This is a genomic window from Streptomyces sp. Alt3 (assembly GCF_030719215.1).
GTDB classification, from domain to species: Bacteria; Actinomycetota; Actinomycetes; order Streptomycetales; family Streptomycetaceae; genus Streptomyces; species Streptomyces glycanivorans.
Genome location: NZ_CP120983.1, coordinates 2,117,900 through 2,142,621 on the forward strand (window position 1 = coordinate 2,117,900; position 24,722 = coordinate 2,142,621).

Below are 24,722 nucleotides of genomic sequence, written 5' to 3' on the forward strand. Positions count from 1 at the left end.
CGTTCAGGCGCCGACGGGGTCAGACCGGCTCCGGGCCCGTGGCGACGGGGCGGGACTCGTCGGAGGACCACTCCGACCAGGACCCGGCGTAGAGGGCGGCCCGGTGTCCCGCGAGCTCCAGCGCCAGCACCTCGTGGGCACCGGAGACGCCGGAGCCGCAGTAGACACCGACCTCGGTGGTGCCGTCGGCGCCCAGGTCCGAGAACCGGGCGGCGAGTGAGCCTGCGGGCAGGAATCGCCCGTCCTCGTCGACGTTCTGTGTGGTCGGGGCGGACACCGCGCCCGGGATGTGGCCGCCGACACGGTCGATGGGCTCCACGTCCCCGCGGTAGCGCTCCGCGGCCCGGGCGTCGAGCAGCAGTCCGGAGCGGGCGAGCTCCGCGGCGCCGTCCGCGTCCAGGAGGCCGACCGCACCCGGCTGCGGCCGGAAGTCGCCCTCCTCGGGCTTGGGGATGCCGGTGGAGAGCTCACCGGTCCATGTCGCGAGACCGCCGTCCAGCACACGGACGTCGAGGTGCCCGGTCCAGCGCAGCAGCCACCACGCACGGGCGGCCGCCCAGCCCTGACCGCCGTCGTAGACGACCACGGGGCTCCTGCGGCCGACCCCGGCCCGCCGCATGACGGCCCCGAACACCTCCGGGTCCGGCAGGGGGTGCCGGCCGCCGGTACCGGCCGGGCCCGCGAGTTCGGAGTCGAGATCGACGAACACCGCGCCCGGGATGTGGCCGGCCTCGTAGTCGGCGCGGCCGTTCGGCCCACCGAGCTGCCAGCGGACGTCCAGGAGCACCGGAGGCCTGGGCCCCGCCGACTCGCTCATGTATTCGGATTCGGTGATGATGGGCTTCATGGGTGCCATCTTCGCCCAGGGGCCGTCCGAGATCAGCCACACCGAATAGGATGTACCGCGCCAAATCGGTCCCCGGCGTGAGCGGAAGCCGGAAAACGCGGCGCGGCCGGGGTGCCTCCGGGCCTCAGTGGTGCGAGCATCTGCACGGAGCGTACGCACCCGTATCCGTACCGCTGGACGCCGTGCAGGCCCCGTCCCCCCGTACGGCGACCCCGATGGTACGAGGAGAGAGAAGAAGATGACCGAGGCTGCCACCCGGCGCACGCCCGGAGCACCGTGCTGGGTGAGTCTGATCGTGCACGGCCTGTCCGCGACACAGGAGTTCTACAGCAGGCTGTTCGGCTGGGAGTTCCAGCCCGGACCCGAACAGCTGGGGCCGTACGTCCGGGCGCTGCTCGACGGCAAGGAGGTCGCGGGCATCGGACAGCTCCCACCCGACCGGCACCTCCCGATCGCCTGGACGACCTACCTCGCCACCGAGGACGCGGACGTCACCGCGGAGGCGATCCGCTCCTGCGGCGGGACGGTGGCCGTCGGTCCCCTCGACGCCGGGGAGGCCGGGCGTCTGCTGCTCGCGTCCGACCCGAGCGGCGCCGTCTTCGGTGCCTGGCAGGCCGCGGAGCACCTCGGCACGGCCCTCGCGGGAACACCGGGCACCCCGGTCTGGAACGAACTGGTGACCCGGGAGACGGCGTCGGTCGCCAAGTTCTACCAGGCCGTGTTCGGGTTCGAGACCGAGGCGGTCGTATCGGCCGACTTCGACTACCAGACACTCCACCTCCAGGGCCGCCCGGTGGCCGCCCTGCACGGTGTGGGACACGGCCTGCCACGCGACCGGGGCCCGCACTGGATGACCTACTTCCAGGTCGCCGACACGGACGAGGCGGCGGCGCGGGTGGTGGAGCTCGGCGGGCACGTCCTGCAGCCGCCGCGGGAGGCCTCCAGCGGCCGGCTGGCCACGGTGGCGGACCCGGAGGGCGCCGTCTTCACGATCGTCCGGCCGCCGGGGAGTTGAGCGGACCCCGGACTGCGGCACGGGGGCGGGGCGGGGCGGGCCGGGGATCGGGCGCCACGGGCACTCCGCCGGTCAACTCGGTCGGCACACCCCGTGGTTGGCCCGCTCGCCCACTCCGCCCACCGGTACGGACATCGGGACGGCCGGCACTTGGCCGGTACGGGCACCGAGACGTCCGGCACCCGGCCTTCGGAAAGCCGCCGAGGCACGGAGCGTCTCCGGGGTCCGGAATCAAAGGTGTTGTAGCCGGTGACGGGCACCCACGATCATGTGCATGTCGCCTGCTGGTCCGCGGTTCGACGTCGCTCCGGTCCTCCTGGCCCGGTCGACCGGGCCTGATCACCTTGGATCACCGCATCACCCGGGAGGAACGCAGCATGAGTTTCGGGGGACCCAGCCCGCAGCCACCGTCCCGGCCACCTGACCGGGGCCACCCGCAGCCACCGTCCCGGCCTCCCCGGAGCCCCGTGCCTCCGCCACCCGCGCACGCCCCTCGGCCCCAAGTCCCCCCTCCGCCGCCCCGGCCCTACGTTCCGCCGCAGTGGACCGGGCCTCGGCCCCAGGGACCCCACCCGTACGTGCCCCCGCGTGCGCCCGCCTCGCTGTGGAGCCGACTGCGCGAGGACGAATGGCCCACCCTCGCAGAGATGTTGAGGGGCGGACGGCCGACCGTCCACGGCTGGGTGTGGGCAGTGCTGGCCTTTCCCTGCACCTGGGGGCTGACGCTGCCTCTGCTGGTGCTCTACCCCCTGGCCCGCTCCGCCCGGATCAGGGCACGTCGCCTCTTCCCCGCGTCGGGGTACCGTCACCATGAAGATCCCGAAGTGGCCCGCGCGCAGAGGGCGCGGGCCTGGATCGCTGTCGTCGTGTCGGTCCTCGTTCTCGTCGTGTACGGCGAGGCCGAGGATCTCGGTCAGGCGCAGGAGCAGTACTTCATGAGGTTGGCCGTCACCCCGTGGCTGCTGCTCGTGAGCGGTCCCGTGGTGGTCGCGCTGGTCCACCGCATGGCCTCGCCGCAGGCGCGGGAGCGTATGCGGCTTCCGCTGCGCACAGCGAGGCGGTCCGCTCTGTGGTATCTCGGAGCACTCGCGGTGTCACCGCTCGCCACCGTGCTGGTGATCGCCACCGCACCGGTGGTCCCCGAGGACCTCGCCATGCTGTTCGCACCCGTCACGTTCCTGTCGTTCCTGCTGACGACGTGGGTGATGCTCTTCATGCTGTTCTCCACCGGACGCGCCGTGCGAAGCGGCTTCAACAGCGCGCAGGTGCACGCGGCGCTACCCGCCCTGCTCACCGGGGTGGTGGTCTGGGAGTTCGCGATCGTGGGCCTCTGTACCGGAGGACTGCCGCCCGGTCCGCCACCGGTACAGGTATGCGTGTTCCTCGCCGGGCCGCTCTCGGTGACGGCTCTGGCCTGGTGGGAGATCGACCGCCTCCGCACCCGCCGGGGCGTGTCCCTGCGCGACTGAGGGTGTGCGAGGTCACGTCCTCGCCCCCGGTCACCTCGCACGGTCGACGACAGGTTCCCCGGCCGGCTCGCGGTCAGCCGTGGTTGACCGGCAGCACGTCCGGGGACAGCGCGCCCGCGTGGGACGCGGCGCTCGTCATGTGGCGGCGGTGGTGGCGGCGGCAGAGGACCTCGTAGCCGATGTCCGCGGCCGGGCGGTCCACGTCACCGACGACGACCTGCTCCCCCTCGACCACCATGACCCCGCCCACCGTCCGGGCGTTGTGCGTGGCGCGGGCACCGCACCAGCACATCGCCTCGACCTGGAGCGTCTCCAGACGGTCCGCCAGTTCGATCAGACGCTGCGAGCCGGGGAAGAGCTTGGTGCGGAAGTCGGTGGTGATGCCGAAGGCGAACACGTCCAGACCGAGCTCGTCGACCACACGGGCCAGCTGGTCGATCTGCTCGGGGGCGAGGAACTGGGCCTCGTCCACGATCACGTGGTCGACCTTGTCACCGCGGGACATCCGGCTCACGAGGTAGCCGTAGAGATCCATCCCCGGGGCGGCCTCGACAGCTTCCGTCACCAGACCCAGCCGGGAGGACAGCTTCCCCTCCCCCGCCCGGTCGTCCCGGGTGAAGATCACGCCCTGCAGACCGCGTGCCGACCGGTTGTGGGCGATCTGGAGAGCCAGCGTGCTCTTTCCGCAATCCATCGTTCCGGAGAAGAACACGAGCTCGGGCATGAGGAGGTAGGCGCCTTTCGAAGTGGGGGGTGTGGGGAACGGAAAACGTCGGCTACGAGCGTACTTCGAGGAGCGGGACCAGCTGTTCCACGGGGGTCAGCGAACCGTGCATGCCCACCATCGCGGACTCGTGGGGCTCCTTGGCCGAAGCGGTGATCACCACGTCGTCGTGCGCGGCCGCCACCACGTCGCCGATCCTGCCGTACACCCGCTCGTCGATCCTCGGGCCGAACCAGCCCGCCGCGATGGCCTCGTCGCGGCTCGCCACCCAGAACTGCTCGCCGAGCACCTCGCGCCAGACGGTCAGCACGTCCGCCTGGGCGCCGGGGACCGCGTAGACGTGTCGGGCACGGCCCTCGCCGCCCAGCAGGGCGACTCCGGCGCTCAGCTCCCAGTCCTCGTCGAAGTCGATACGTGACTCCTCGTCGAACGGGATGTCGATCATGCCGTGGTCGGCGGTGATGTACAGCGCCGAACGGGGAGGCAGCTGCTCGGCGAGGCGCCGGGCGAGGCCGTCGACGTACATGAGCTGGCCGCGCCACGCGTCCGAGTCGACGCCGAAGCGGTGCCCCTGGCCGTCGACCTCGCTGTAGTACGTGTAGACGAGCGACCTGTCACCGGCGGCGAGCCGCTCGGCGGCGAGGTCCATCCGGTCCTCGCCGGTGAGGCGGCCCAGGAAGGAGCCACCGCTGAGCGCGACCTTGGTCAGGGGGGTCTGCTCGAAGCCGGGGGCGGAGACCTGTGCCGTGCGTACGCCTGCCGCGTCGGCCAGCTGGAAGACCGTCGGGTACGGCTGCCAGGCCTTGAGCTCGGTCCACGGCTTCCAGCGGAGCTGGTTCATCAGCGCGCCCGTTTCCGGGTTGCGCGCCGTGTAGCCGGGAAGGCCGTGCTCGCCCGGGGCGAGGCCCGTACCGACCGAGGCGAGCGAGGTCGCCGTGGTCGACGGGAAGCCCGAGGTGATCGGCCGGCCGGTGCCGCCGCGGGAGGTGGGGAGCAGCGAATGCAGAAAAGGGGCCTCGTCCGGGTGGGCCTTGATCTGCTCCCAGCCGAGCCCGTCGATCAGGAAGACGCAGTTCCGGTCGGCGGGGGTGAGCTCCGGGATCATCGCCTCGAAGCCGGGTACGCCCTGCCCAGCGGCGAGCGTCGGCAGCAGGTCCGCGAGCGAGCCTGCGCCGTACTCGGGAGCGGGCGCGGCCTCGGGTGCGAGCAGGACGGGGTCCTGCCAGGCGGGCTGGACCATCAGCGGGCGGTCGGCGCTGTCGCGGCCGTGGCCTCGGAGAGGGACTGGGCGAAGGCAAGGGTCTGGCGCACCGTGTCCGGGCCGTCCCCGGCCTCGCTGACACGGAGGCTCAGGTCGTCGGCGGTGGAGCTGCCGGTGTAGCCGTGGTCGGCCTCGCAGTTGGGGTCGCCGCAGGCCGCGGGTTCGAGGTCGATACGGGAGACGGCACCCCAGCCGATGGTCAGGACGACCTCGCGGGGCAGCGTGCCGGGCACGTACTTCTCGGGGTTGGCGACCACGCGGCTGACCACGACGGACGAGATCCGGTCGAGCTTGACCGACTCGGTGGACGTCGTGGCGTACGGCGTCGGGGAGCTCGTGTCGGCGGCCTGCTCGTCGGTGTGGCTCACGATGAAGCGGGTGTCCGTCAGGACGAGGACCGTGACGTGGCGGCGGACCTCGTTGGAGTCGAAGGTGGTCTCCTGGTGCACCAGGTACGAAGCGACCGGCTCCCCGCCGACGGCGGCCTCCACCGCCTCGGCCACGAGGGCCGGGTAGTAGCCGCTGCGCTCGATCGCCGCGCGCAGCCCCTGGGTCGTCGTACCGGTCTTTGCCATGCAGACCATCCTACGGGGGGCCGGTGACTGCCGGGGACTCCGTGCGCACGTTCACTCGCGGGCCCCTGCCCGGTCAGTAGCTGGGGAGCCGGCGGGGGCCGAGATCGCTGCGGGCGGGCGGCGGGGCCAGCCGGACGCTCGCCCCGAGGACCGTCAGGCCCTGTGTGGCCACGACGACGGGTTCCAGGGCGACCGAGACCACCTCGGGGTGATCGTCGACCAGCCGCGACACCCTCAGGAGCAGCTCTTCGAGCGCCGCGGTGTCCGCCGGAGCGGCGCCACGCCAGCCGAACAGCACCGGAGCGGCCTTGATGGACCGGATCAGCTCGGCGACGTCACGGTCGGTGGCTGGCACCAGGCGGTGGGCCGTGTCGCCCAGCAGCTCGGAAGGCGCACCGGCCAGGCCGAAGGAGAGGACGGCACCGGCAGCCGCGTCGATGGTCGCCCTGACGACGGTGTCGACGCCCCTGGGGACCATGGCCTGGACGACGGGCCGGAGTTCGGCGGGCGTGCCGAGCAGCTCGGTGAGTTCGTCGTACGCCCTGCGCAGGGCGTTCTCGTTGACGAGGTCGAGCCGGACACCACCGAGGTCGGCCCGATGCCTCAGATGGGGTGCGGTGGTCTTGAGGGCGACCGGATAGCCGAGCTTCGCGGCGGCTGCGACGGCGGCCTCCGGGTCGGGTGCGGGAAGCGCCGGCCGTACGGACACTCCGTAGCGGGCGAGCAGTTCGCGCGCCTCGTCGTGGGTGAGGGGGCGGCCACGGGGGTCGGGGTCCGGGCCGAGGAGCGTCTCGATCAGCTCGGCGGTGCCGTGCTCGTCGATGGTCTCGTCGAGGAATTCGGGCACCTTGCCGGGAGCTGCCGCGTGGCGGCGCCACTGGGCGTACTTCACCACCTCGGCCAGCGCGCGGACGGCTCGCTCGGCGGCGGGGTAGGCGGGAATCCGCCCGGCGGAGGGCCCGGTGCCGTCGGTGGGGCCCGCGCCGTTCGTGGCCGCGGCGTCCTCGCCGGGCGTGGCCGGGGCGGAGGTCTGCGCCTGCGGGTCCGGAGCGGCCGGCTGCGGCCCGGGCCGAGCGGCCGTGCTGGGCCGAGCGGCCGTGCTCGTGGCGGCGGCGAGGGCCTGTGCCAGGCCGCCCATCTCCACGTGCACCACCGCCACCGGCTTCCCGGGCCCGGTGGACGCCGCCTCACGCAGGGCGGCCGCCAGGACCTCGCCCTCGCCGGTCAGCGCTTCGCCGTTCTCACCGACCCAGGGGATCGCGGTGACGATCACGGCGTCGCAGGTGCGGTCGGCGAGCGCCTCGGCCAGTGCGCGCCGGAAGTCCTGCGGACTCGCCTCCGTGGTGAGGTCGCGGGGCGGGCGCGGGCGCAGCCCTTCGGCCAGGCAGGCGTCGTAGGTGAGGAGGCCGAGCGACTCGGAGTTGCCGAGGATCGCCACCCTGGGACCGTCCGGCAGGGGCTGGCCGGCGAGGAGCAGGCCGACGTCGACCATCTCCGTCACGGTGTCGACGCGGATCACGCCCGCCTGACGCATCAGCGCGGAGACCGTCGCGTCGGGGATACGGCTGACGGGTACGGCGTGGCCCGGCGGATTGGTACCGCTGTGCCGGGCGCCCTTCACCACGACCACGGGCTTCACGGCGGCGGTCCGCCGGGCGAGCCGGGTGAACTTGCGTGGGTTGCCGAGTGATTCGAGGTACAGCAGGGCGACATCGGTGTCCTGGTCCTCGTACCAGTACTGCAGGAAGTCGTTGCCCGAGACGTCGGCCCGGTTGCCCGCGGAGATGAAGGCCGACAGTCCGGCGCCCCGGCGGTGGAGCCCGGACAGGAGGGCGATCCCGATGGCTCCGGACTGGGTGAAGAGTCCGATGCGCCCGGCCTTGGGTGATTCGGGGGCGAGGGAGGCGTTGAGGCGGACCGCGTCGGAGGTGTTGATGATGCCGAAGGCGTTCGGGCCGATGATGCGCATGCCGTACGAGCGCGCCTGCCGCACCAGTTCCCGCTGCCGGTCCCGCCCTTGCGCGCCGCGCTCGGCGTAGCCGGCGGAGAGCACGACTACTCCCTGGACACCGTGTTCCCCGCAGTCGGCGACGACCTCGGGCACCCGGTCGGCCGGGACGGCGACGACCGCGAGGTCCACCTGCTCGCCGATCCCGCCCACGGAGCGGTGGGCGGGCACCCCCTCGACCGTGCCGAGGTCTTCGGCGAACGACGTGTTCACCGCGTACGTGCGCCCGGTGAAGCCGGAACCGAGGAGGTTGCGCAGCACGGTCCGGCCGACGCCGCCGGGCGCACGGCCGACGCCGATGACGGCGACGGACCCGGGGGCCAGCAGCCGCTGGACCGAACGTGCTTCGGCACGCTGTTCGCGGGCGCGCTGGACGGCGAGCGACTCGGCCGTGGGTTCCAGGTCGAGGGTGAGGTGGACCGAGCCGTCCTCGAAGCTCCGCTGCTGGGTGAACCCGGCGTCCCGGAACACTTTGATCATCTTGTTGTTGGCGGGCAGCACCTCGGCCGCGAAGCGGCGGATGCCCCGCTCCCTGGCGACCGCCGCGATGTGTTCGAGGAGGGCCGAGGCCACGCCGCGGCCCTGGTGGGCGTCCTGCACGAGGAAGGCGACCTCCGCCTCGTCCGCGGGGGCGGAGGCGGGCCTGCCCCGGTCGTCGATCCGGTCGAAGCGGACGGTGGCGATGAACTCGCCGCCGATCGTGACGGCCAGCCCCACCCGGTCGACGTAGTCGTGATGGGTGAAGCGGTGCACGTCCCGGGCGGAGAGACGCGGATACGGAGCGAAGAAGCGGTAGTACTTCGACTCGTCGGACACCTGCTCGTAGAAGCTGACCAGCCGCTCGGCGTCGTCCGTGGTGATGGGCCTGACGCGCGCGGTGCCACCGTCGCGGAGCACCACGTCCGCCTCCCAGTGGTCGGGGTACGCGTGATGCGGACTCTGCTCCGGAGTGGGCTCCATGGGCAAAGCCTACGGCCCGGGGCACCGGTCGCGGTGGGGCGGTGGCAGGGGCACGCTGGGGAGCCGGCGGGCGGTGGGCGACCGGCTTGCGGTGCCCGGCACAGCAGTCCGCACCGCATGAGAGACTGGTCTAGACAACTCATCGTTACGTGAAGGGCAGAACCATGGCTGAGCGCCGCGTCAACGTCGGTTGGGCCGAGGGCCTGCACGCCCGCCCCGCTTCCATCTTCGTCCGTGCCGCCACGGCCTCCGGCGTCCCCGTGACGATCGCCAAGGCCGACGGCAACCCGGTCAACGCCGCGTCGATGCTCGCGGTGCTCGGCCTGGGCGCCCAGGGCGGCGAGGAGATCGTGCTCGCGTCCGAGGCCGACAACGCCGAGGTCGCCCTGGACCGTCTGGCGAAGCTGGTGGCGGAGGGGCTCGAGGAGCTCCCGGAGACCGTCTGATCCCGGCCACTTCGCGCCGGAATTTTCCTGCGGAAAGCCGCGGCATCCCTCAGGGGATCCGCGGCTTTCCCTGTTTCCCGACCCGGCACATACGGCACCCGGAAACACCTGAATCAGGGCAGCAAAAAGAAAGCCCTTCGATAATTACCTTCTTTGTATACGGCGCAATTGTTAATGGCGGACTCCCGCGATGTTTACGGGGTGTTGCGAAGTCCTCACCCGGGCCGTGCCCGCAGCGCGTGCCGGGCGGTCCGCGCGCCGCAGCCGGTGGGCGGCGGTGGCCCGCTCCGCGTGCTGGGCGGCGAGCACCCGGGCCCGCTCCGCGTCACGACGCGCCACGGCGTCGACGAGGGCGCCGTGCTCGGCCCACGAGTCGGCGGGACGGACCGGCTGTTCGACGGCGTACATCCAGGCGATCTTGTGCCGGAGTTGGGTGAGGAGCGCGATCAGCGAGGGACTGCCCGACGCCTGGGCGAGCGTCTCGTGGAACCAGCCTCCCAGGGAACGCAGATCCTCCCCCTCGCCTCTGCGTACCCGCTCCTGCCCCAGTCTGACCAGGCCACGGAGCACCTTGAGATGCGCCTCGGTGCGACGCTGCGCGGCTCGGGCGGCACCGAGGGGCTCCAGGAGCATGCGCATCTCCAGGAGATCCGCGGCCTCCTGCTCCGTGGGCTCGGCGACACAGGCACCGGCGTGCCGGCGGGTGACGACGAACCCCTCGGACTCCAGAGTGCGCAGCGCCTCACGCACGGGAACGCGGGAGACCCCGTACCGACGCGCGAGCACCTCTTCGGTGAGGCGGCTGCCCCGCTCGTAGACACCGGAGACGATGTCGTCACGGATTGCCGTGCATACCGAATGCGCGGGAATGCGCATGTCCGAACCTCCGCCTTAATCCCCGCGAAAACGCGGCCGATCGACGCCTGTTCCGTGACTCTATTGCAACCGGCCCGAATTTCCGACGGCGGGGTGGAATCCATGGATATCTTCTGGCCAGGCAGCACTTCCGCGAGGGCTCCGGCGCGCGCGCTTTGGCGCTGACGCGACGAAGGCCCCGGCAGATGCCGGGGCCTTCGTCGCGTCCGTGCGGGCGCTGTGTCCTGCTGCGTGGGGTCAGACCTGGACGCCGTGGGCACGGAGGTAGGCGACGGGGTCCATGTCCGAGCCGTACTCGGGGGTGGTGCGGGCCTCGAAGTGCAGGTGCGGACCGGTGGAGTTGCCGGTCGAGCCGGAGAGGCCGATCTGCTCGCCCGATCCGATGCTCTGACCGACGGAGACGCCGATCGAGGAGAGGTGGCCGTACTGGGTGTACGTGCCGTCCTTCATCTTGAGCACGATGTTGTTGCCGTACGCGCCGCCCCAGCCGGCCTCGACGACCGTGCCGGCGCCGACGGCGACGACGGAGCTGCCGGAAGCGGCCTGGAAGTCCACGCCGGAGTGGCTACCGGAGGACCAGAGAGCGCCGCCGGACTTGTATCCGGTGGTGACGTGGGATCCGGCGACCGGCAGGTGGAAGGCGTTCAGCCGGGCGCGCTCGGCGGCGCGGGCGGCACGCGCCTTCTCCTCGCGGGCCTCCTTGGCGCGGGCCTCGGCCTTGCGCTCGGCCTCGGCCTTCGCCTCCGCCTTCGCCTTGGCTTCGGCCGCGGCCTTCGCGGCGACTTCGGCCTGGTGCTTCTGGGCCTTCGCCTGGGCCTCGATCTGGGCGGCGAGGGTGGTGTCGAGGGCGACGGTCTGGGTGAGGCCGGTGCTGCCGGCGGTGACCTCGGAGTCCGCGGCGAGAGCCGGGGAGGCCGTGGCGCCGATGACGCCGGTGGTGGCCAGGGCCGCGATGCCGGCGACCTTGGCGCTCTTGCGCGTCAGTCGGCTCGGGGCACGGTGCTTCCCGGTGGCACGGATGAACGCCATGGAGTGGCTGGTCCTTTCCTTCCTTCTCGCCTACCGGGTTAGCTGACGGGTTCGGAGCAGGAAGGTCTCCTACGGGCCGCCGGGCCTCTGACGAGGCACGGAGATCCGATTCACCCCAGGGACTTCGTGGGTCCCCGGCTCCCCAGGCTCGCGCCTGACGGGGACTCGGCGATGACTGTCCGGCGCCGCGGGCGCGGCAATCGTCCGGCGGACAGCCGGGCCGACGCTAGAGCGGGGCGCTTTCCCTCACCAAACGGAAAGGGTCTTTTGTCGCACATCCCACAGGATGAATGACGCTATAGACCTCGAAACGGACACATGACGGAACCCCGGCGAGCACACGCCCGCCGGGGTTCCGCCATGTCCTGTTCTGTCGGCTTCAGTCAGCCGCTGACGACGGACACCTCGCCGATTCCGAGCGCCCTGACAGGCTCCGCGATCTGCGCGGCGTCCCCGACCAGGACGGTGACGAGCCGGTCGACGGGGAACGCGTTGACCACGGCGGCGGTCGCCTCGACCGTGCCGGTCGCGGCCAGGCGGGCGTACAGCTCGGCCTGGTAGTCGTCCGGAAGGTGCTGCTCCACCTGGTCGGCGAGGGTGCCCGCGACGGAGGCCGCCGTCTCGTACTTCAGCGGGGCGACGCCCACGAGGTTCTGCACCGCAGTCTCGCGTTCGGCGTCGGTGAGGCCCTCGGCCGCCAGGGTGCGCAGGACCTTCCACAGGTCGTCCAGCGCGGGACCGGTGGACTCCGTGTCGACCGAGCCGCTGATGGCGAGCATCGCGGCGCCGGTCGCCCCGGAGGAGGAACCCGGCGCAGTCGAGCGAAGCACCTGCCCGAAGGCCCGCACGCCGTAGGTGTAGCCCTTCTCCTCACGCAGCACGCGGTCCAGCCGCGAGGTCAGCGTGCCACCCAGGCAGTACGTGCCGAGGACCTGGGCGGGCCACACGCTGTCGTGCCGGTCCGCGCCGATGCGGCCGATCAGCAGCTGCGTCTGCACGGCTCCGGGACGGTCCACGATGACCACGCGGCCGGTGTCGTCCGCGGTGATCGGGGGGACGGGCCGGGCCTGGCCGGCGTTGCCCGACCAGTCCCCCACGGTGTCGGCGAGGAGCGCGTCCAGGTCCACCCCGGTGAGGTCGCCGACGACGACCGCCGTCGCGGTGGACGGGCGGACATGGGCGTCGTAGAAGGCGCGTACGGCGGCGGCGTCGATCCGGCGGACCGTCTCCTCCGTGCCCTGGCGCGGACGCGACATCCGCGCCGTGGCGGGGAAGAGCTCCTTGGAGAGCTGCTTGGCGGCCCGGCGGGCCGGGTTGGCCTGCTCGTGCGGGATCTCGTCGAGCCGGTTGCCCACCAGCCGCTCGATCTCGCTCTCCGCGAAGGCCGGGGCCCGCAGGGACTCGGCGACGAGGCCGAGGGCCTTGGCCAGCCGGGAGACCGGGACCTCCAGGGAGACGCGGAGGCCCGGGTGGTCCGCATGGGCGTCCAGCGTGGCGCCGCACCGCTCCAGCTCGGCGGCGAACTCCTCCGCGGAGCGCTTGTCGGTGCCCTCGGACAGTGCGCGCGCCATGATCGTGGCCACACCGTCCAGCCCCTCGGGCTCGGCGTCCAGCGGGGCGTCGAGGAAGATCTCCACGGCGACGATCTGCTGGCCCGGCCGGTGACAGCGCAACACGGTCAGCCCGTTGGGCAGGGCGCCCCGCTCGGGTGCGGGGAAGGCCCAGGGCCGGGCCTCGCCGGCGGTCGGCTGCGGGTGGTACTCCATCGCTACTCCAGTCACGGCGGCGTCGGTCACTTGTCGGCCCCCTCGTGCGCGTCGGTGCCTTCGGCCCCGTCGGTCTCATCGGCCGGTTCGACCGGCTCGTAGACCAGGACCGCACGGTTGTCGGGGCGCAGGTGCGCCCGGGCGGCGGCCTTGACCTCGTCGGCCGTCACGTCCAGGACGCGACCCACTGCGGTCAGGGCGAGCTGGGGGTCACCGAACAGGACGGCGTACCGGCACAGTTCGTCCGCGCGGCCGGAGACCGTGCCCAGCCGGTCGAGCCACTCGCGCTCCAACTGCGCCTGCGCCCGCTCCATTTCCTCCGGAGTCGGGCCCTCCTCGGCAAAGCGGGCCAGTTCCTCGTCGACGGCCGACTCGATCTGCGGCACCTCGACACCGCCGGACGTCTTGACGTCCAGCCAGCCCAGCGAGGGCGCACCGGCCAGCCTGAGGAGCCCGAACCCGGCGGCGACGGCCGTACGGTCACGGCGGACCAGGCGGTTGTGCAGCCTGGACGACTCACCGCCGCCGAGCACGGTCAGCGCCAGGTCCGCGGCGTCGCACTCGCGCGTACCGTCCTGCGGCAGGCGGTACGCGGCCATCAGCGCACGCGCGGGGACCTCCTCCCGGACCACTTCGCGCAGCTGCTCGCCGATGATGCCGGGCAGCGCGCCGTCGCGCGGGGGCTGCTTGCCGTCGTGGGAGGGGATGGAACCGAAGTACTTCTCGATCCAGGCGAGCGTCTGCTCCGGGTCGATGTCCCCGACGACGGAGAGGACCGCGTTGTTCGGCGCGTAGTACGTCCGGAAGAACGCCTGGGCGTCCTCCAGGGTCGCCGCGTCCAGGTCGGCCATCGAGCCGATCGGCGTGTGGTGGTACGGGTGGCCCTCCGGGTAGGCGAGCGCGGTGAGCTTCTCGAAGGCCGTGCCGTACGGGACGTTGTCGTAGCGCTGGCGGCGCTCGTTCTTCACGACGTCCCGCTGGTTCTCCATGGACTCCTCGTCGAGCGCGGCGAGCAGCGAGCCCATCCGGTCGGCCTCGAGCCACAGGGCCAGCTCCAGCTGGTGCGTGGGCATCGTCTCGAAGTAGTTGGTGCGCTCGAAGCTGGTCGTGCCGTTCAGGGAACCACCGGCCCCCTGCACCAGCTCGAAGTGCCCGTTCCCCTTGACCTGGCCCGAGCCCTGGAACATCAGGTGCTCGAAAAGGTGAGCCAGTCCCGTGCGTCCCTTGACCTCGTGCCGGGAGCCGACGTCGTACCAGAGGCAGACCGCGGCGACGGGGGTCAGATGGTCCTCGGAGAGCACCACGCGCAGGCCGTTGGCCAAGCGGTGCTCGGTCGCCGTCAAGCCGCCGGAACCGGCCTGGGCTGTGGCCGTGTGACCCATGGGCATGTACGTCCCTTCGATCGGTACAGGATTTCCTGCCGGACCTGCCACTCTAGGCAAGCGCACGGGCACCTGGCGAAGTTCCCGTCGGGTGAATGTTGTCGTAGATGCTGCCGTAATCAGGGGCTCCGTGCAGGGCCCGGGGGCCGCTTCGGACGGGTCGAGGTCGGGGTTGTCGGTGCGGCGGTCCACAATGGTCGGCGTCAGAACCTGAGGTTGCCCGACAGAATCTGTGAAGGAGTCGCAGCCGCGATGGCCCGCCGCAGCACGAAAACCCCGCCGCCGGACGACTTCGAGGAGAAGATCCTCGACATCGACGTCGTCGACGAAATGCAGGGCTCCTTCCTCGAGTACGCGTACTCGGTGATCTACTCCAGGGCTCTGCCCGACGCCCGCGACGGCATGAAGCCCGTGCACCGCCGCATCGTGTCCCAGATGAACGAGATGGGACTGCGCCCCGACCGCGGCTACGTGAAGTGCGCACGCGTGGTCGGCGAAGTGATGGGCAAACTCCACCCGCACGGTGACGCGTCGATCTACGACGCACTGGTGCGCATGGCACAGCCGTTCTCGATGCGCCTGCCCCTCGTGGACGGGCACGGCAACTTCGGCTCTCTGGGCAACGACGACCCGCCCGCCGCGATGCGGTACACCGAGTGCCGGATGGCCGACGCCACGTCACTCATGACGGAGTCGATCGACGAGGACACCGTCGACTTCCAGTCGAACTACGACGGCCAGGAGCAGGAGCCGGTCGTCCTCCCGGCGGCGTACCCGAACCTCCTGGTCAACGGCGCTTCCGGGATCGCGGTCGGCATGGCGACCAACATGCCCCCGCACAATCTCGGCGAGGTCATCGCCGCCGCCCGCCACCTGATCAGGCACCCGGGCGCCGACCTCGAGACGCTGATGCGCTTCGTCCCCGGCCCCGACCTGCCCACCGGAGGCAGGATCGTCGGCCTCGGCGGCATCAAGGACGCGTACGCATCCGGCCGCGGCACGTTCAAGATCCGTGCCACGGTCGCCATAGAGAGCGTCACGGCCCGCCGCAAGGGCCTCGTCGTCACCGAACTGCCCTTCAGCGTCGGCCCGGAGAAGGTGATCGCCAAGATCAAGGACCTGGTCGGTTCGAAGAAGCTCCAGGGCATCGCGGACGTCAAGGACCTCACGGACCGGGCGCACGGCCTGCGTCTGGTGATCGAGGTGAAGAACGGCTTCGTGCCGGAGGCCGTTCTGGAGCAGCTCTACAAGCTGACGCCGATGGAGGAGTCCTTCGGCATCAACAACGTCGCGCTGGTCGACGGGCAGCCGCTCACCCTCGGGCTCAAGGAGCTCCTGGAGGTCTACCTCGACCACCGCTTCGACGTGGTGCGCCGGCGCAGCGAGTTCCGCAGGACCAAGCGCCGCAACCGGCTGCACCTGGTCGAGGGCCTCCTCGTGGCGCTGCTCGACATCGACGAGGTCATCCGTCTCATCCGGGACAGCGACAACTCCGCGCAGGCGAAGGAGCGCCTGATGGAGCGCTTCTCGCTGAGCGAGATCCAGACCCAGTACATCCTGGACACCCCGCTGCGCAGGCTGACGCGCTTCGACAGGATCGAGCTGGAGACCGAGCGCGACAGGCTCTCCCAGGAGATCGCGGAGCTGACGGCGATCCTGGAGTCGGACGCGGAGCTGCGCAAGCTGGTCTCGTCCGAACTGGCCGCGGTGGCGAAGAAGTTCGGCACCGACCGACGCACGGTGCTGCTGGAGTCCGCGGGTTCGCAGGTCGCCTCGGTGCCATTGGAGGTCGCCGACGACCCGTGCCAGGTGCTCCTCTCCTCGACCGGCCTGCTCGCCCGTACGGCCAACGCCGAGCCGCTCGAACAGACCGAGGACGCCAGGCGTGCGAAGCACGACGCGATCGTGTCGGCCGTCCCGGCCACGGCACGCGGCGACGTGGGGGCGGTGACGTCGACCGGACGCCTGCTCCGGCTCTCGGTGATCGACCTGCCGCAGCTGCCGGACACCCATGCGGCTCCGAACCTGTCGGGCGGGGCCCCGGTCGCGGAGTTCCTCACGCTGGAGGCGGACGAGCAGCTGATCTGTCTCACCACGCTGGACGAGGAGGCGCTCGGGCTGGCCATCGGCACCCTGCAGGGGGTGGTGAAGCGTGTGGTGCCCGACTACCCCGCCAACAAGGACGAGCTGGAGGTCATCTCGCTGAAGGACGGTGACCGGATCGTCGGCGCGACCCAGTTGCGTACGGGCGAGGAGGATCTGGTCTTCATCACGTCGGACGCGCAGTTGCTGCGCTATCCGGCGGCCTCGGTGCGTCCGCAGGGACGCCCGGCAGGAGGCATGGCGGGCGTCAAGCTCATGGAGGGCGCGACGGTCCTCTCGTTCACAGCGGTGGACCCCTCGGAGGACGCCGCGGTGTTCACGGTCGCCGGGTCGCACGGCACGCTCGACGATTCCGAGCGGACCTGGAAGCTGACTCCGTTCGACCAGTACCCGCGCAAGGGCAGGGCCACCGGTGGGGTGCGCTGCCAGCGCTTCCTCAAGGGTGAGGACGTCCTGGTGTTCGCGTGGGCCGGACGGGTCCCGGCACTGGCGGCGCAGAAGAGCGGCGCACCGGCCCAGTTGCCCGCACCGGATCCGCGCCGCGACGGTTCGGGGACGCCGATGACGAGCCAGGTCTCGGTGATCGCCGAGCCGCTGCAGTAGACCGGACGGACGGGTCCCTGCGTCCGGATCTTCGCTGATCCGGACGCAGGGAGCGGGGCCCGCCTCAGGCCTCGTCGTCGTCCGGCTGTCGTACGTACCGCAGGACGCCCCACATGCTGCGCTCCAGCTCCTCGGTGGCGTCCTGCCACGCGTCCTGGCAGCCCTCGAGTTCCTTGTGCAGCGCGTGGGCGTCGATACCGGAGCCGATCAGGACGAGCTGGGTCCGCCGCGGTTCGTCGCGGGCCCAGCGCTGCGGTTCGAAGCGCAGGAACCTGCCGACGGCGTGCAGGGTGTACCGGTTGCCGGGGTCGCCCACGCCGAAGTCCACGAACCCCTTGATCCGGTAGAGCCCTGCGGGCCTGGAGTCGAGGAACGCCATGAAGAGGCGGGGACCGAGCGGCACGTCGGCCGTGAAGGACACGCTGTCGTAGGCCGCGTGCAGGTGGTCCGCGTGCGTGCGGTCGGCCTCGGGGAGCAGGTCCTCGAACGTCAGCTGGCGGAAGGAGTCGTCCTCGTCGGCCCTCGTCACCGGGTCGAGCAGCAGCTCCGGGTCGATCCTCCCGTAGGCGGAACAGATGACCGCAGCGCTGCCGCCCGCCGTTTCCACCGCTTCCCGTACGGCCCGCAGTCCGGCCTCGGTGACCCGGTCGGTCTTGTTCAGCACGATCAGGTCGGCGACGGCGAGGTGCCGGTCGATCTCGGGGTGACGCTCCCGCGTGGCAGGGAATTCGGCGGCGTCGACGACCTCGACCAGGCCCCCGTACCGGATGTGCGGATTGTCGCTGGCCAGCAGCATCCGTACGAGTTCCTGGGGCTCGGCGAGACCACTCGCCTCGATGACGATCACGTCGAGCCGGGCGGACGGCGCGGTCAGCGTCTCCAGGTAGGTGTCGAGCTCACTCGCGTCGACGGCGCAGCACATGCAGCCGTTGCCCAGCGAGACCGTCGAGCCGACCTGCCCCGCGACGGTCATGGCATCGATCTCGATGGACCCGAAGTCGTTGACGACGACGCCGATCCGGTTGCCCGCCCTGTTGCGGAGCAGATGGTTGAGCAGGGTCGTCTTGCCTGATCCGAGGAATCCCGCCAGGACGACGACCGGGATCTGCGGGGCGCGGGGCGGGGTCAACGGGGCCTTCCTCGGGGTCGGTCAGAGTGCGGGTACGGGGTGCGGGGGCGGGGTCCCCACATAGCGGGCCGCCGGACGGATGATCTTCGAGTCCTCCGCCTGCTCCAGGATATTGGCGCTCCAGCCGATCATGCGCGCGGCACAGAAGGTGGGGGTGAACATCGCACGCGGCAGCCCGCAGAGTTCCATGACGACACCGGCGTAGAACTCCACGTTCGTGTGCAGCTCGCGTCCCGGTTTGAGCTCGGCGAGGATCGCCTCCACCTGTCGCTCCACCTCCACGGCGAAGTCGACGAGAGGGCCGCCGAAGCTCCGGGCGACCGAGCGGAGCATGCGTGAGCGCGGATCCTCGGTGCGGTAGACGGGGTGCCCGAATCCCATGATCCGCTCCCCCGCGAGAACGCGTTCGCGGATCCAGCCGTCGATCCGGTCCGGGGTGCCGATCGCGTCCAGGGTGTCCAGAGCACGGCTGGGTGCTCCGCCGTGCAGCGGACCGGAGAGCGCGCCGACGGCTCCGACGAGGCAGGCGGCGACGTCGGCACCGGTGGATGCGATCACCCGGGCGGTGAAGGTGGAGGCGTTGAAGCCGTGGTCGACGGTGGAGACGAGGTAGCGCTCAATGGCTGCCGTCCGTGCGTCGTCCGGCTCCTCGCCGGTGAGCATGTAGAGGTAGTTCGCCGCGAACGGGAGGTCGTCGCGCGGTTCGACCGGCTCCAGTCCCTGGCCGAGTCGGTACAGGGACGTCAGCACGGTGGGGACCGCGGCGGACACGGCAAGCGCGTTCTCGCGGCGTCGGCCGGCGTCGATGTCGTACACCGGGCGGAACCCGGCCGAGGCACCGAGCAGCGAGAGGGCGGTGCGCAGACCGGCGAGCGGGCCGGAGACCATGCCGGCGCGGGCGATCGAGGGCAGCGCCTCCCGCACCTCGGTGGGCAGCCGACGCAGGCCGGCGGAGCGGGCGGCGAAGTCGGCGCTCGCCGCACGGCCGGGCAGCTCACCGAAGAACATGAGGAACCAGACGTCCTCGAAACTGCGGCTCTCCGCCAGTTCGATCGCCGAATACTCCCGGTAGTGGTAGAAGCCCTCGCGTCCGCGCACGTCTCCGATTCCCGTGTCGGTGACGATCACGCCGGCGAGCCCCCGGGGCGTGTCGAGCGGGGCTGTTTCCGTGTGCGTGTCAGGCATGGCAGGTCTCTCCTCCGCCGATGAGCTGTACATTGATTCGACTGTCCATGATTGACTGACTAACTGTCAACATTGATTGAATCAACATAAAGCCCTGTCGGAGGTGATCCGCCATCAACGGATACGGATACCGTGGACGCCATGACGCATGACGCGGTGCCACGCACCGGCACGCAGGACGCGGAAACCGACGGGGCCCCTTCGGAACACAGGCTCACCACCCGGGAGGCGGCCGAGCGCCTCGGGGTGAAGCCGGAGACCGTGTACGCGTACGTGAGCCGGGGCCAACTGGCCAGCAGGCGGACTCCCGGCGGACGCGGGAGCACGTTCGACGCCGCCGAGGTCGACGCCCTGGCCCGCCGCACCGGGCGCCGCGAACCTCCCCCGTCGGCGGCGGGTGACCTGGTATTCCGCACCGGTGTCACGCTCATCGAGCCGGATCGCTACTACTTCCGGGGCGTGGACGCGACCGAACTCTCCCGCCACCACGGCTACGAGGAGGTCGCCGAGTGGATCTGGACGGGTGAGCTCCGCCCGGGGGCCCGATTCACGGCGGCCGCGGAGTCCTTGGCGGCGGCGCGGCTCACCGCCGCTTCACTGCCACGGCACAGCAGCTCGACGGACCGGCTGCGGGCCGCTGTCGCCGCGGCCGCGGCCGCGGATCCTCTGCGGTTCGACCTCTCGCCCGAGGGGGTGCTCAACAGCGCCCGGAGCCTGATTCCCACTCTGGTCGGCGCGCTGCCGACAGCCGGGGAGCCCGGCAGTGAGGCCGATGGCGACGGTTCGCTCGCCGCCGACCTGTGGCCGAAGCTCTCCGCACGACCCGCTGACGCGGCATGGCTGACCGTGCTCGACACCGCGCTCGCGCTGCTGGCCGACCACGATCTCGCGGCCTCGACCCTGGCGGCCCGCGTCGCAGCGTCGACCCACGCACACCCGTACGCCGTCGTCTCCGCGGGACTGGGCGTCCTGGAGGGCCCGCTGCACGGCGCCGCGAGCGGGCCGGCGCACCGCATGCTGTCCGAGGTCGTGGAGCGCGGCGGCGCGGCCCCGGTCGTCGCGGATCACCTGCGCGCGGGCCGACGCGTTCCCGGGCTCGGGCACCGCCTCTACACCGGGGAGGATCCGCGGGCGACCGCCCTGTTCGCACTGCTGGACGAGATGCCACAGGCGGCCCCGGCGATGGCGGCGGCCCGTGACGTGGTCGCGACCGCCACCCGCCACACACCCCTGCACGCCAATGTCGACCTGGCGCTGGCCGTCTTCTCGGTCGCGTGCGGCATGCCCGCCCAGACGGGCGAGACGGTGTTCGCCGTGTCCCGTACAGCAGGCTGGATCGCCCACGCGATGGAGGAGTACGCGGAACGGCCACTGCGGATGCGGCCGAGCGGACTGTACGTCGGACCACGCCCGCCCCAGCCGCTGCCGCTGCCGCTGCCGACCACGTCAGGCACGGACGTGGCCGGCTCGCAGGCACCCGGCCAGGGCACGGTCGGCCCGCAGGCGGCATCACCTCGAAGGCGCGGCCCCGCAAATTAGCTACAGCTGACGCAAATTCTCGCCGGTGCGCTACCGGGACAGTCGGGCCGTGGACCCGCGAACGACCAGCTCCGGCTCGAAGAGGAGCTCGTCGGACGGCACAGTGCGTCCGGCGATCTGCACCGCGAGGAGCTCGACGGCGGCCCTTCCCATGGCTTCGATCGGCTGACGCACCGTGGTCAGCGGCGGCTCGGTGCAGTTCATGAACGCCGAGTCGTCGTAGCCCACGACCGAGACGTCCCCAGGCACGGACAGACCGCGGCGGCGCGCGGCGCGCACCGCGCCCAGGGCCAGCGGGTCGCTGGCACAGATGATGCCGGTGACCCCTTGGTCGAGCAGTCGCGTGGCGGCGGCCTGTCCGCCCTCCAGCGAGAACATGGCCCGGAAGACCCACTCGTCCGGCACGGTCGCCCCCGACCGGGCGGCCAGCGCGCGGGCTGCCGCGAGCTTGCGCTGCGACGGCATGTGGTCGGCCGGGCCGAGGACGAACCCGATCCGCTCGTGGCCGAGCGAGACGAGGTGACGCCAGGCCTGCTCGACCGCCACCGAGTCGTCGCACGAGACCGCGGGGAATCCGAGGTGAGCTATGGCGGCGTTGATCAGGACGACGGGGATCTTGCGGTCGGCGAGCACCTTGTAGTGATCGTGGGGTGCGTCGGCCTGGGCGTACAGCCCACCGGCGAACACGACACCGGAGACCTGCTGCTGCAGGAGGAGCTCGACGTAGTCGGCCTCGGAGACCCCGCCCTTGGTCTGCGTACAGAGCACGGGGGTCAGCCCCTGCTGGGCGAGCGCGCTTCCGACCACCTCGGCGAAGGCCGGGAAGATCGGGTTCTGCAGCTCGGGCAGGACCAGCCCGACCAGCCGGGCGCGCTCACCGCGGAGCTGCGTCGGGCGCTCGTAGCCGAGCACGTCCAGCGCGGAGAGAACGGATTGCCGCGTGGCGTCGGAGACGCCTGGCTTGCCGTTCAGCACGCGGCTGACCGTGGCCTCGCTGACTCCTACTTTCTGGGCAACCTGAGCAAGTCGTCGCGTCATAAACGCAAGATTAGCGCAAAAAACGCAAGAAGATTGCGTTGCTGCGGATACCCATAGAACGCTCACAGATGGAGGGCGCGAGGGCAAGGGCCCTGCCACCTGTCGGCCGACCGGCGCGGAGCCGCAGAAGCGGGGTGGCGGGCCGGGACGGCGGGGCAGGCTCGGGACGGCGGGGTCCTGCTGAAGTGAGGCGGGGGCCACGCAGGAGCAGGGTGGCGGGCAGGATCGGGGGCCGGTCGGCAGTTGCTTCGCTGTCGGGAGTGCGGCGGCTGCGGGGTGGTCGGCCGACAGGGATTTCGGTGAGCACGGTTCGCCCCTTACCGTTCGTACGATGAGCCCCCCATCGACCACCTCCCGGGGACCACGCCGGATCGGCTGGCCGAAGCGGGTCTTCTCGCAGGTCCTGCTGATGCAGCTGGCCATCATCACCGGCGTCACGGTCCTCGTCACAGGCCTCTTCCTGGCGCCCCTGAGCGACCAGCTCGACGACCAGGCGATGCGTCGCGCCCTGGCGATCGCGCAGAGCACGGCGGCACAGCCGCAGATCGCCGACTCGCTGATCGCCACCGGCCCCCGCCCGGACGGCCCTGTCCAGACCGCGGCGGAACGAATCCGGCGGTCGACCGGCGCCGAATACGTCGTGATCATGGACAAGCGGGGCGTGCGCTGGTCCCACACGGACACCTCCCGCATCGGCGACGTCGTGTCCACCGACCCCAGCACGGCCCTGGCCGGCAGGTCCGTGATGGAGATCGACAGCGGGACGCTCGGACGCTCGGCCCGCGGCAAGGTGCCGCTGCTCGACGGATCGGACCGGATCGTCGGCGCGGTCTCGGTCGGTATCGCCTACGACAGCGTCCGGGCCCGGCTGCTCGCCGCGATCCCCGGACTGCTGGCCTACGCGGGCGGCGCGCTCGCGGTGGGAGCGCTTGCCGCCTATCTGATCTCCCGCCGCCTCCAGCGGCAGACCCATGACCTGGCGTTCTCCGACATCTCGGCCCTGCTGACCGAACGCGAGGCCATGCTGCACAGCATCCGCGAGGGCGTCGTCGCACTCGACCGCACCGGGCGCATCAGGCTCCTGAACGACGAGGCCCAGCGGCTGCTCGGCCTCGGTCCCGGCGTCGCGGGGATGCATCTCGACGAGGCACTGGGCGAGGGCCGGACCACCGACGTGCTGGCGGGGAGGGTGGTAGGTGACGACCTGGTGACTGTCCGCGGCAGTCGGGTTCTGCTCGCCAATCGGATGCCCACCGAGGACGGCGGGGCCGTCGCCACTCTGCGCGACCGTACCGAAGTGGAGTACCTCGGCCGCGAACTCGACTCCACCCGCGGCCTGATCGACGCGCTCCGCGCCCAGGACCACGAGCATGCCAACCGGCTGCACACCCTTCTGGGACTGCTGGAACTGGAGATGCACGACGAAGCGGTCGAGTTCGTCACGGAGGTCGTCGGCGTCCACCGGGCGACGGCCGAGCAGGTCACCGAGAAGGTCCACGACCCCCTGCTCGCCGCTCTCCTGGTCGGCAAGGCCACCGTCGCCGCCGAGCGCGGCGTCGCCCTGCGGATGGCGGAGGAGACCATGCTGCCGGATCGGCTGGTGGATCCACGCGGACTCGTCACGGTCCTCGGCAACCTGGTCGACAACGCGCTGGACGCGACCGCGGGCTCCGCGGCGTCCCGGATCGAGGTCGGGCTGAGGGCCGACGGCCGTACGGTGGTACTGCGGGTGCGTGACAGCGGCCCCGGCGTACCGGCCGGTGACCACGAATCCATCTTCATGGAGGGCTGGTCGACCAAGGAACTCCCGGCGCACGGCAAACGCGGCCTGGGACTGCCGCTGGTACGGCGACTCGCCGAGCGCCAGGGCGGGAGCGTGTCCGTGTCGGCCTCTCCTGAGGGCGGGGCGGTCTTCACCGTCGTCCTGCCGGAGGCCCTGCGCGAACCGGACCGGCTCGGTGTCCCCGGCCCGGGGGCGAGCGAACGGTCAGGCGTTCCCGCTCAGGGCGACGCCGACGAGCTCAGGGCCTCCCGCCCGGGCTGCACCTCCGCTCCCGCAAGCCCCTCGACGTCAGGAGAGACTGCATGATCGAGGTTCTGGTCGTGGACGACGACGTGCGGGTCGCCCGGATCAACGCGGCCTACGTCGCCAAGGTGCCCGGCTTCAGGGTGGCCGCCGTGGCCCACTCGGCGGCCGAGGCCCTCATCAGCATCGACGAGGTTCCCGTCGATCTGATCCTGCTCGATCACTACCTGCCGGATCGCAACGGTCTGGCCGTGGTGCGGGAACTACGCGAACTCGGCCGTCACACCGATGTGATCATGGTGACGGCCGCGCGCGACGTCGCAACCGTTCAGGCTGCGATGCGTCACGGAGCCCTCCAGTACCTGGTGAAACCCTTCGCCTTTGCCGGTCTTCGCACCAAACTGGAGGCGTACGCGGCGCTGCGCCGCAGCTTCGAGGGCGGTGGGGACGCCGAGCAGACCGAAGTGGACCGGCTGTTCGGAGCCCTGTGGACCACGGGCGGGTCCGACCTCCCCAAGGGCCACTCGACGACGACGGCGGAACTGGTGCGTCAGGCCCTCCGCTCGGCCGATGGGCCGCTCTCCGCCCAGGAGATCGCGGAGAACGCCGGAATGAGCCGGCAGACGGCCCAGCGCTATCTGAAGCTGCTGGAACGCACGGGCAGGGTGCGGCTGTCCCTCAAGTACGGCGAGACGGGCCGACCCGAACACCGGTACACCTGGGCATCCGGCAACTGACGAA

General features: G+C 71.4%; 19 protein-coding genes and 1 riboswitch. Of the genes, 7 read left to right on the top strand and 12 right to left on the bottom strand.

Going from position 1 to position 24,722, the window contains the following annotated elements:
• Positions 1-19: 19 nt before the first annotated feature.
• Entirely contained in the window at positions 20-847 is an 828-nt protein-coding gene (locus P8A20_RS08895; protein WP_306103288.1) for a sulfurtransferase, read from the bottom strand.
• Between the two features lie 238 nt (positions 848-1,085).
• Here P8A20_RS08895 and P8A20_RS08900 point away from each other — a divergent pair, with 238 nt between their 5' ends.
• Entirely contained in the window at positions 1,086-1,862 is a 777-nt protein-coding gene (locus P8A20_RS08900; RefSeq protein WP_306103289.1) for a VOC family protein, read from the top strand.
• Between the two features lie 578 nt (positions 1,863-2,440).
• The gene (locus P8A20_RS08905) at positions 2,441-3,331 is read left to right on the top strand and encodes a hypothetical protein (protein ID WP_306103290.1); all 891 of its coding nucleotides are present in this window, start codon (positions 2,441-2,443) and stop codon (positions 3,329-3,331) included.
• Positions 3,332-3,404: 73 nt separating this feature from the next.
• Here P8A20_RS08905 and P8A20_RS08910 read toward each other — a convergent pair whose 3' ends face one another.
• From P8A20_RS08910 to P8A20_RS08925, 4 genes are all read right to left on the bottom strand, one after another.
• Positions 3,405-4,055: a thymidine kinase gene (locus tag P8A20_RS08910; protein ID WP_147959850.1), complete on the bottom strand. Its 651-nt coding sequence runs from the start codon at positions 4,053-4,055 to the stop codon at positions 3,405-3,407.
• Between the two features lie 52 nt (positions 4,056-4,107).
• Positions 4,108-5,295 carry an alkaline phosphatase family protein gene (locus P8A20_RS08915; RefSeq protein WP_306103291.1) on the bottom strand — a complete coding sequence of 396 codons (1,188 nt, stop codon included), beginning with the start codon at positions 5,293-5,295 and terminating at the stop codon, positions 4,108-4,110.
• Complete coding sequence (locus P8A20_RS08920) at positions 5,295-5,891, bottom strand: DUF5998 family protein (protein ID WP_147959848.1); 597 nt, start codon at positions 5,889-5,891, stop codon at positions 5,295-5,297. The genes P8A20_RS08915 and P8A20_RS08920 overlap by 1 nt, the downstream gene beginning before the upstream one ends.
• A gap of 73 nt (positions 5,892-5,964) precedes the next feature.
• Positions 5,965-8,859: a bifunctional acetate--CoA ligase family protein/GNAT family N-acetyltransferase gene (locus tag P8A20_RS08925; RefSeq protein ID WP_147959847.1), complete on the bottom strand. Its 2,895-nt coding sequence runs from the start codon at positions 8,857-8,859 to the stop codon at positions 5,965-5,967.
• 164 nt (positions 8,860-9,023) lie between these two features.
• Here P8A20_RS08925 and P8A20_RS08930 point away from each other — a divergent pair, with 164 nt between their 5' ends.
• On the top strand, positions 9,024-9,305 hold the full coding sequence (locus P8A20_RS08930) for an HPr family phosphocarrier protein (RefSeq protein ID WP_014153627.1): 282 nt from the start codon (positions 9,024-9,026) through the stop codon (positions 9,303-9,305).
• A gap of 171 nt (positions 9,306-9,476) precedes the next feature.
• Here the strand turns inward: P8A20_RS08930 and P8A20_RS08935 are convergent, their stop codons facing one another.
• The 4 genes from P8A20_RS08935 to P8A20_RS08950 form a co-directional block, all read right to left on the bottom strand.
• Positions 9,477-10,181 (bottom strand): GntR family transcriptional regulator, encoded by a 705-nt coding sequence (locus tag P8A20_RS08935; protein ID WP_306103292.1) that lies wholly within the window; start codon positions 10,179-10,181, stop codon positions 9,477-9,479.
• Between the two features lie 237 nt (positions 10,182-10,418).
• Positions 10,419-11,210 carry a M23 family metallopeptidase gene (locus P8A20_RS08940; RefSeq protein ID WP_147959845.1) on the bottom strand — a complete coding sequence of 264 codons (792 nt, stop codon included), beginning with the start codon at positions 11,208-11,210 and terminating at the stop codon, positions 10,419-10,421.
• Positions 11,211-11,223: 13 nt separating this feature from the next.
• Positions 11,224-11,391: riboswitch (cyclic di-AMP (ydaO/yuaA leader) on the bottom strand.
• 202 nt (positions 11,392-11,593) lie between these two features.
• Positions 11,594-12,976 carry a M16 family metallopeptidase gene (locus tag P8A20_RS08945; protein ID WP_147960485.1) on the bottom strand — a complete coding sequence of 461 codons (1,383 nt, stop codon included), beginning with the start codon at positions 12,974-12,976 and terminating at the stop codon, positions 11,594-11,596.
• A gap of 26 nt (positions 12,977-13,002) precedes the next feature.
• Positions 13,003-14,364 carry a M16 family metallopeptidase gene (locus tag P8A20_RS08950; protein WP_147959844.1) on the bottom strand — a complete coding sequence of 454 codons (1,362 nt, stop codon included), beginning with the start codon at positions 14,362-14,364 and terminating at the stop codon, positions 13,003-13,005.
• A gap of 246 nt (positions 14,365-14,610) precedes the next feature.
• On the opposite strand from P8A20_RS08950, the gene P8A20_RS08955 reads away from it, so the two are divergent.
• A complete protein-coding gene (locus P8A20_RS08955; RefSeq protein WP_306103293.1) occupies positions 14,611-17,064 on the top strand; it encodes a DNA gyrase/topoisomerase IV subunit A in 2,454 nt (817 codons plus the stop codon).
• A gap of 64 nt (positions 17,065-17,128) precedes the next feature.
• Here the strand turns inward: P8A20_RS08955 and P8A20_RS08960 are convergent, their stop codons facing one another.
• Together P8A20_RS08960 and P8A20_RS08965 are read right to left on the bottom strand one after the other, a co-directional pair.
• Entirely contained in the window at positions 17,129-18,193 is a 1,065-nt protein-coding gene (locus P8A20_RS08960) for a CobW family GTP-binding protein (protein WP_306103294.1), read from the bottom strand.
• 21 nt (positions 18,194-18,214) lie between these two features.
• Entirely contained in the window at positions 18,215-19,378 is a 1,164-nt protein-coding gene (locus P8A20_RS08965) for a citrate synthase/methylcitrate synthase (RefSeq protein WP_306103295.1), read from the bottom strand.
• A gap of 141 nt (positions 19,379-19,519) precedes the next feature.
• On the opposite strand from P8A20_RS08965, the gene P8A20_RS08970 reads away from it, so the two are divergent.
• Positions 19,520-20,917: a citrate/2-methylcitrate synthase gene (locus P8A20_RS08970; RefSeq protein ID WP_261988826.1), complete on the top strand. Its 1,398-nt coding sequence runs from the start codon at positions 19,520-19,522 to the stop codon at positions 20,915-20,917.
• A 30-nt stretch (positions 20,918-20,947) separates the two neighbouring features.
• On the opposite strand, the gene P8A20_RS08975 is transcribed toward P8A20_RS08970, so the two are convergent.
• The gene (locus tag P8A20_RS08975; RefSeq protein WP_147961347.1) at positions 20,948-21,955 is read right to left on the bottom strand and encodes a LacI family DNA-binding transcriptional regulator; all 1,008 of its coding nucleotides are present in this window, start codon (positions 21,953-21,955) and stop codon (positions 20,948-20,950) included.
• Positions 21,956-22,286: 331 nt separating this feature from the next.
• Here P8A20_RS08975 and P8A20_RS08980 point away from each other — a divergent pair, with 331 nt between their 5' ends.
• Positions 22,287-24,044 carry an ATP-binding protein gene (locus tag P8A20_RS08980; RefSeq protein WP_306103296.1) on the top strand — a complete coding sequence of 586 codons (1,758 nt, stop codon included), beginning with the start codon at positions 22,287-22,289 and terminating at the stop codon, positions 24,042-24,044.
• Entirely contained in the window at positions 24,041-24,718 is a 678-nt protein-coding gene (locus P8A20_RS08985) for a DUF7342 family protein (RefSeq protein WP_147964442.1), read from the top strand. The genes P8A20_RS08980 and P8A20_RS08985 overlap by 4 nt, the downstream gene beginning before the upstream one ends.
• Positions 24,719-24,722 lie beyond the last annotated feature (4 nt).